Here is a 7,968-nt window from a genome sequence, read left to right as displayed (position 1 = left end):
CCAACGTATTTTGCTTCAGGCGGAATCGGTGCATGGTATCACTCTGTTTCAATGTACTCAGGTACAAATGATGCGTTGGTACAATGGTGGTATGGTCATAATGCGGTTGCGTTCGGATTTACCGTACCTATCGTAGCGATGATCTATTACTTCCTTCCAAAAGAATCAGGTCAAGCGGTTTATTCGTATAAATTGTCTCTTCTTGCGTTCTGGGGATTGATGTTTGTTTACCTTTGGGCAGGCGGACACCACTTGATCTACTCTACAGTACCGGATTGGATGCAAACCATGGGTTCTGTATTCTCGGTTGTATTGATTCTCCCATCATGGGGTTCTGCGATCAATATGCTCCTTACGATGAAGGGTGAATGGCAACAAGTTGCTAGCAGTCCATTGATCAAATTCATGATCTTGGCTTCTACATTCTATATGTTCTCTACTCTTGAGGGTCCGATTCAAGCGATCAAATCAGTTAATGCTTTGGCTCACTTTACGGACTGGATCGTTGGTCACGTTCATGACGGTGTTCTTGGTTGGGTTGCATTCATGATTATGGCTGCACTTTTCCATATGGCTCCACGTGTATTCAAACGTGAGATTTATTCTAAATCGTTGATGAATACACAATTCTGGATTCAAACTCTCGGTGTTGTTTTGTATTTCACATCTATGTGGATTGCAGGTATTACACAAGGTATGATGTGGCGTGCGCACGATGAATTCGGTAACCTTGCTTACTCATTCATCGATACGGTAACCGTATTGCATCCGTATTACACTATTCGTGCTGTTGGTGGTACATTGTACCTCGTAGGTATGTTCTTGTTCGCGTACAATATGTACAAAACAATGACAAGCTCTCGCCGTGTTGAAGAGAGTGAACTTCAAAACGCATCGCCTATGGGCGCATAATAAGGAGGGGAAAAAATGTTTCACTGGTTAGAAAAACACCCGTTCTTTTTCGCGGTAGCGATTTTCGTTACCATCGCGTTTGCGGGGCTTATTGAAATTTTGCCAAACTTTGCGCAAGCATCTCAACCGGTTGTAGGGACTAAACCTTACACTACGTTGGAGCTTGCAGGTCGACATGTTTATATTAAAAACAACTGTATGGGATGTCACTCTCAACTCATTCGTCCGTTTAAATCTGAAACTGACCGTTACGGTCACTACAGCTTGAGCGGTGAATACGCGTATGACCGCCCATTCCTTTGGGGTTCAAAACGTACCGGTCCGGATTTGATGCGTGTAGGTAACTACCGTACAACGGATTGGCACGAAAATCACATGAAAGATCCTGCAGCAGTAGTTCCGGGTTCAATCATGCCGGCATATCGCTGGATGTTCAAAAATGCAGCGGATATCGATACTGCGTATGCTGAACAAATTACCGTAAATAAAGTGTTTAAAACACCTTATAACACTGAAATTCCAATGGCAGACGGCACAAAAGCAACTGTACCATTGGCAGCGACAGTAGATGAAGCAAAAGCAGCAGCTCTCGAAGAGGCAAAAGTGATTGCAGCAGATATGAAAGATCAAGATGTTAAAGATGCGGTAGCAGCGGGTCAAATCCCTGAAATCGTAGCAATCATTGCTTATCTTAACAGTTTGAAATAAGGGAGAAAGCGTGGATCTCGGTACACTTCAAGCGTATGCTTACTTTTTCTTCGTTGCGTTTTTAGTGGTGGTACTGTACTCGTACATTTATCACCTCTACAGCTCGCAATGGAAAGGGAAGCGCGATTATGAAAAGTACGGAAATATCGCGCTCCACGACGATGTTACCGATCAACCGATCGAAACAATCTCGAAAAACGATGATAAAAAAGTAGGAGGCATAAATGAATAAGACAGTACTTGCTGCTATCATAGTTGTAATTGCAATGCTTGGCTTTACCTATGTCGCTGTCGGAATGGCCGGCGGTATGGGTGGAGAAGGTGACTGGGTTAACAAACTCGCCGTATTGGGTGCAGTTGTTCTCGTTATCGTTACATCTTTTGTAGTTACCAAATATGTTCGACAAATGCAAAATGATCGCGCTGGCGGTAAATTGGCAGATGAAAACTGGGATGGAATCGGAGAATATAAAAACGAACTTCCTTTTGGATGGGCGGTTATTTTTCTTGGTCTTGTAATTTGGGCAGTTTGGTATTTCCTTGCGGGATATCCTGTCAATGCATATTCACAAATCGGTGAATATAACGAAGAAGTAGCGGCTCATGACGCGAAATTCGAAGCAGAACATGCAAATATGGATGATGAAACCCTAAAAGAGATGGGTGGATCAATCTTTATCGTTCAATGTGCACCGTGTCACGGTCTACAAGCAGACGGTATCGACGGTAAAGCGGCGAATTTGAATGTACGTTTGGAAGAAAAAACAGTTAAACACGTTATTAACAATGGTCAAGGTATGCTAGGATTCCCGGCTCCGATGCCAGATCGTAACGGTTTGATGAATGTTAATACCAATGCATTGATTACCGATGCTGAGATTGATGCAGTTGCTAAATATGTAGCTGGCGGAATGAAAGGCACTGAAGGTGCTGACGTATTTGCCGGTACTTGTGCTGCGTGTCACGGAGCTGATGGAAAAGGTATGGAGATGGTTGCGCCTAGTATTGCGGAATTCAATCCAACACTTGTTGCAGACGTTCTTAAACACGGTAAAAAAGGTGCTATCGGTGCAATGCCTGCATTCAACAACTTGACAGAAGCTCAAGTTAAAGCGCTTGGTGCTTATGTCACCGATCTTAGTAAGTAAGGAGAGCCGAATGGAAAATCGTAGTATTTTTGCATTAGACGGTATCACCGGTATGTTGATCGCGACTGTATTGCTTCTCTCTATTCTCGCCGGTTTAACCGTGTGGGGATTGGGTGTTCAACAAGGCAGTGCAGCGAACTATTACCAAGTTGAAAATGAAAAAGACATCAAGATGTTCAGCACAGAAAATGCTACACATCGTGTTGATGTAAAATAAGGGGTTTAGTATGGCAAGTATCATGGATAAACTCATCACAATCGCATTAGTGGTTTCTGCAGCGGTAACGTTGTGGGCGGTGATAACACCAAATCACCTTTACGTCGGTTAAGGGTAGCTTTTGTTACTCTCACGAGGGCTAGCGGCCCTCACCCTCACCATTTTATTCTCACTTTCTCTTCATGCTGAATATTTATATAAAGATGATGTTGTCAAAAATCCTCAGTTTTCTGAGCAAATTAATGCCATCGGTGCGGAACTCAAAGCTAAAACGGGCGTGTCGCTCTATTTGGTTATGGTACGTGATACGGAAGAAAATCAGAGCATTGCCGATTTCGAAAAACAACTCTCAACAGAGCTCAAAGAGCCTGCGGTAATTATGACGTTTATCGAACTCAAGCAAAAAGTTGATATTTTGGCGCGTCCCGTCTCTTTATACGAATATTTTAACAAATCTCAGGTATTAAGTCCGAATGCAACCTTTATGGGCTCAGTAGTGAGTGCCGTGATGTTTGCACGCAGTTTTGATGAAGCTTCAGAATTGATTGGCAATCGCGGCGGGACTATCTTGCCGATTTTGGCAGAACGTGCCAAGGGGGCTGAAATTGTCTCTAAATACTCCGTCGCGATGTTCAACGGCTACAGCGATGTTGCCGAGCAGATTGCTGCTAAACATAACGTTACCTTAAGTTCATCTGCGGGTAGCGGAAGTAAAAACTTCATTGATATTTTACGAGTAATCTTTTACGGTATCATTCTTTTTGCTATTTTTAAATATCTACGTGGGAAATTCTTACGTAAAAAAGAGGAAACCGAGAATGTTTAAAAACCCCGGAACGAAGTGGCCGATTATCATTGGACTCTCTATTGTCGGTGTTATCGGTGCATGTGTGTGGACGATAAAGGTTGCACTCAATAATCCGGTCGAATTGTCCAATTACGGGATGCAGGGTTATCATGACTATGATGCCAATGCAAACGAAATTATCAACGCGAAGATTGCGTTTGATCAAAACTATACGATTGCCTTTTTAACACCTCAAATTAGTGAAAAAGGCTCAATCCTTGAGTACCAAGTGAGTGATAAATCAGGCAATGCCGTTAATGATGCAAAGGTTGAAATTATCCTCACACGTCCGGATATTAAAGAGTTCGATATGAATCTCAGCAATCCAAGTGTGGTAGAGGGGAAATATACTTTTGCTCCTATCGATCTTCCTAAAGCGGGTCGATGGGACATCATGGCAAAAGTCTCTGTGGGAACCATGCAACGGTACTATAACCTCAAAGCGGATACCCGCAACCCGATCATTTCTGAGTTTTAATCTTCATAATCGTATCTTCTCCCCTTTAGGGGAAATTCACTACAATAGCCTTTATTTAAAATTACCTGTTTATTCCCGAATCTCCAAGTGGGCAGTAGGTAGAAAATCGAGGAAAAACTCTGTATGACTAGAGAATGTATTGTATATCCGACCGCACGGTGTGTTCGTGAAGCGGTTGCAGAGTGCAGTGAGGGATTTCTCCCCCATACCATGACGATGGGAGAGTTTCTCGCGCGTGCCTATGTCTCGGTAGGAAAAATCGTTCCGGATGAGGATTTACGCCTGTTGGCCATGCATGAAGCATCCGATTTTTCCGCTTTTAGCGCATTGAATATCGAGCGTAATTTTTTCACATTTATCCAAAATTCAGAATATCTGTTCCGTTTTTTCGAAGAGCTCTCTTCTGAATGTGTCTCAGTAGAGACCCTTCAGTCCGTCGATGTCTACGGTGAATATGAAGAGCATATCACAATTTTGAAACGGCTCCGTGAGCGTTACGGCGAGATATGCGCTCGTGAGGGGTGGGCAGATAGGATATTCAACTCCGAGCACACAACTATACAGCACGATTTTTTACGCAATTTTGATTCAATCACGATTGTGGTTGAGGGGTATTTGAGCCGTTATGAGATCGCCTTGTTGAGAGAGTGTGCAAACCATATAGAACTGATTTTCCTTTATAACACAACGGCGTATAACCGCAAAATGACGGCACGCTTCGAGGAGATAGGATTTGAACTGAGTGAGGGACGAGAGTATCGGTTGTCTCTGAGTGAACTTCGTATTATTGCTGAAATGCCGCTTCCTAGCAATCGCTCGCTCACGTGTGAAGTGTTTCATACACGCCTCGCTCAGATAGGATTTATCAAAGCCTCTGTTGAAACATTTGTGGAGGAGGGGATAGCACCGGAAAAAATTGCGGTAGTACTCCCTGATGAAGATACCGCGCAGATGTTAAAGGAGTTTGATACCGAAGGGAATTTCAACTTTGCGATGGGGGAGCCGTTTAGCAATAGCGTCCTCTATAAAGAGTTGGAGAGCATTACCCTGTATCTGGATGAAGCGAGTGTGTTAAACCGTGAACGGATTCGCAATATCAAAACAACGACTCTTGATTGGTTTAAATCTCATTACAACCAAAAATTTCAGTTTGTACAACTCGAGGAGATGATTCAACTCTTAGAGGGTGCGGAGGAGGGCTCGGTGGAAGTCGTTCGTGATGAACTGCATCGGTTCAGCCACCTTTCTCATGCGCTGGAGCAGATGGATTTTCGAGCGGTGTTTCGGATTTTTATGAATCGCTTGCGTCAGCAGAGTATCGATGACGTGCGCGGAGGGAAAATTACCGTCATGGGGCTGTTAGAGACACGTGGCGTTGCGTTTGACGGTGTGGTAATCGTCGATTTTAACGAAGGATACGTTCCCCACAAGAGTGAAAAGGATCTCTTTCTGAACACCAAAACACGAGAATATGCGGGGCTTCCGAGTGCGCATGACCGTGAATCGCTCCAAAAGCATTACTACTCGATCCTTTTTAACCGTGCCTCAAAAGTGGTGATCGGATGTGTTCAAAATGCCGAGTCGGTGCCGTCACGCTTTTTACTCCAACTGGGGATCAAGAGTATCCCTGCCCGTTACCGTTTTGAGGAGGTTTTATTTCCCCCTGCGAGGTTTAACGAGCGGACTGTCGATGCGATAGAGAGTGAGTACGATTTTACGGTTCAGCCCCTCTCCGCAAGCGGGATTAAAACATTTTTAACCTGTAAAAGGGCGTTTTACTATCGCTATATTGCCCATCTTCGTGATCACGAACTGCCGCGCGATCTCTCACAGGAACGTGATATCGGGAATGCGCTGCACAGCGCACTGGAGCAACTTTTCACCCAAAGAGACCGCTATACTTCGGCGGCGCAGATCAAAGAGGCGCTTCGTGCGCAATGGGAAGTGGAGAAAGCGGATGATCCATTGGAGCGCTATATGAAGCGGCTATGGATCGATAAGCTAGATCCTTTTTACCGCAGTGAGGCAGAGCGTTTTAGCACGGGTTCACATGTCCTCTATAACGAGAAGGATAGCAGTGTGAAGATCGAGGGAATTACCCTGATGGGGAGAATCGATCGGATTGATGAAAACAACGCTCTCTTGGAAGTGATCGACTATAAAAGCGGTAAATATCCCGATACGACCAAAGAGCCCAAAGAGGAGGATGTTGATTATCAGCTGAGTGTTTATGCCCTTCTTGCGGGAGAACTGGGAAAGGTTGGACGATGCGGCTATTATGATCTAGGAAAAGGGGAACTCAAATTTGAGCAGTTCTTGGAGGAAAAAATTGCCAAACTGCGAGAGATATTAGCCTTTATGGCCTCCGAGAAAGTATGGAATTGGGAGATGTGTGAGGATCTGAGCCGATGCCGCCACTGCCCTTATACCTATCTCTGTCATCGGGAGGTAATGCGTGGAATTTGAACCCTTTTTGGCCTATGAGGCGAGTGCGGGGAGCGGTAAGACCTTTAACCTCGTTGTCCGTTATTTGAGCCTCCTTTTTATGGGTGAGAACCCATCTTCCATTGTTGCCCTTACGTTTACCAATAAAGCGGCAAATGAGATGTTGGAGCGGATCCTCCTCACCCTCGAAGAGTTGCCTACGCGGAGCGAGCTTTCTCATATAGCGCGTCTCAGCGGGATCGATGAAGCGACGATACTGCAAGAGCGTCCCAAAATTCTTGCGCGATTTCTCCGCTCTGATATTCAAATCTCTACGATTGATAAATTCTTCGGTCGAATTTTACGGAAATTTGCCCTTAATGCGGGGCTGATGCCCACCTTTAAAACAGTTCAGAATCATCATGAGAGCGCACTTTTGGAGCGATTTTTAAACGAGGTGGAGGTATCTCGCTCTTCCGAGGCATTGGTACACCTCTCTTTATTGAGCGACAAGCGGCTCAGTGATTTGTTTACCCTCCTCTCTACCCTCTACTCCAAATACAAAGAGTTAAATTTGGAAGCGTATGAGGGGACTGAAGCTCCGGAAGAGTCGATGGTGTATGCCTTTGAGTTGGCAGGGGAACTCTCACGGTTGGTGTTATCCAAACCCCTGAGCGAGCGTGCCCAAAAAACGATGCAGATTGAGAGTTTTGAAGATCTCTTAGGAAAGACGTGGCTTATGAAGCCGAGTTTGGAGTATTGGGATTTTAAAAAAATCTATGAGCCACGTATGGATGAACTGCTCCGAGAGATTCAAACTGCGGTAGCTTCTCAGATGCGTCGTCGTGAAGTGCTCTATTTTAAAGAGTTGTTGAGTATTTTGAAACTCTACATCAAGAGCCGTCACTCTATGGCGTTGCAGAGCAATGAACTGAGCTTTGACGATATCACCCTCAATGTACATACGCTGCTGCGGGAAAAACTGGAGAGCGAGTTTCTCTATTTTCGCCTAGATTCACGTCTCAAACACCTTCTTCTCGATGAATTTCAAGACACCAGTGTCATCCAGTTTGATATTCTTCGCCCGCTGATTGAAGAGATCCGCTCCGGTATCGGGGTGAATGAGGGGGGGAGCTTCTTTTTCGTCGGAGATGTAAAACAATCGATTTACCGTTTTCGCGGAGGGGTGAGCGCGCTGTTTCACCAAGTTGCCGAATTGTTCGATGTACGATTG

9 protein-coding genes are annotated in these 7,968 nt (G+C 44.7%); all 9 read left to right on the top strand.

The window, feature by feature from the left end; genetic code table 11:
- Positions 1-912, top strand: a 912-nt coding sequence (locus tag A2517_RS05905) for a cbb3-type cytochrome c oxidase subunit I (RefSeq protein WP_294895086.1), incomplete at its 5' end; no start/stop codon positions are given.
- 15 nt (positions 913-927) lie between these two features.
- Positions 928-1,620 (top strand): cytochrome-c oxidase, cbb3-type subunit II, encoded by a 693-nt coding sequence (gene ccoO, locus A2517_RS05900; RefSeq protein ID WP_294895085.1) that lies wholly within the window; start codon positions 928-930, stop codon positions 1,618-1,620.
- 10 nt (positions 1,621-1,630) lie between these two features.
- Positions 1,631-1,852 carry a cytochrome c oxidase, cbb3-type, CcoQ subunit gene (locus A2517_RS05895; RefSeq protein ID WP_294895083.1) on the top strand — a complete coding sequence of 74 codons (222 nt, stop codon included), beginning with the start codon at positions 1,631-1,633 and terminating at the stop codon, positions 1,850-1,852.
- On the top strand, positions 1,845-2,768 hold the full coding sequence (locus tag A2517_RS05890; RefSeq protein ID WP_294895081.1) for a c-type cytochrome: 924 nt from the start codon (positions 1,845-1,847) through the stop codon (positions 2,766-2,768). The genes A2517_RS05895 and A2517_RS05890 overlap by 8 nt, the downstream gene beginning before the upstream one ends.
- 10 nt (positions 2,769-2,778) lie before the next feature.
- Entirely contained in the window at positions 2,779-2,985 is a 207-nt protein-coding gene (locus A2517_RS05885; RefSeq protein WP_294895079.1) for a DUF4006 family protein, read from the top strand.
- Between the two features lie 121 nt (positions 2,986-3,106).
- Positions 3,107-3,811 (top strand): 3-dehydroquinate dehydratase, encoded by a 705-nt coding sequence (locus tag A2517_RS05880; RefSeq protein WP_294895077.1) that lies wholly within the window; start codon positions 3,107-3,109, stop codon positions 3,809-3,811.
- Complete coding sequence (locus tag A2517_RS05875; protein ID WP_294895075.1) at positions 3,804-4,310, top strand: FixH family protein; 507 nt, start codon at positions 3,804-3,806, stop codon at positions 4,308-4,310. The genes A2517_RS05880 and A2517_RS05875 overlap by 8 nt, the downstream gene beginning before the upstream one ends.
- Before the next feature lie 123 nt (positions 4,311-4,433).
- Entirely contained in the window at positions 4,434-6,776 is a 2,343-nt protein-coding gene (locus A2517_RS05870) for a PD-(D/E)XK nuclease family protein (protein WP_294895073.1), read from the top strand.
- Positions 6,766-7,968, top strand: a 1,203-nt coding sequence (locus A2517_RS05865; RefSeq protein ID WP_294895071.1) for a UvrD-helicase domain-containing protein, incomplete at its 3' end; no start/stop codon positions are given. The genes A2517_RS05870 and A2517_RS05865, both read left to right, overlap by 11 nt.

Source organism: Sulfuricurvum sp. RIFOXYD12_FULL_44_77 (genome assembly GCF_001830725.1).
Classification (GTDB): Bacteria; Campylobacterota; Campylobacteria; order Campylobacterales; family Sulfurimonadaceae; genus Sulfuricurvum; species Sulfuricurvum kujiense_A.
Note: the sequence above shows the minus strand (reverse complement) of the source record. Positions and strands in the feature narration are given on the sequence as shown.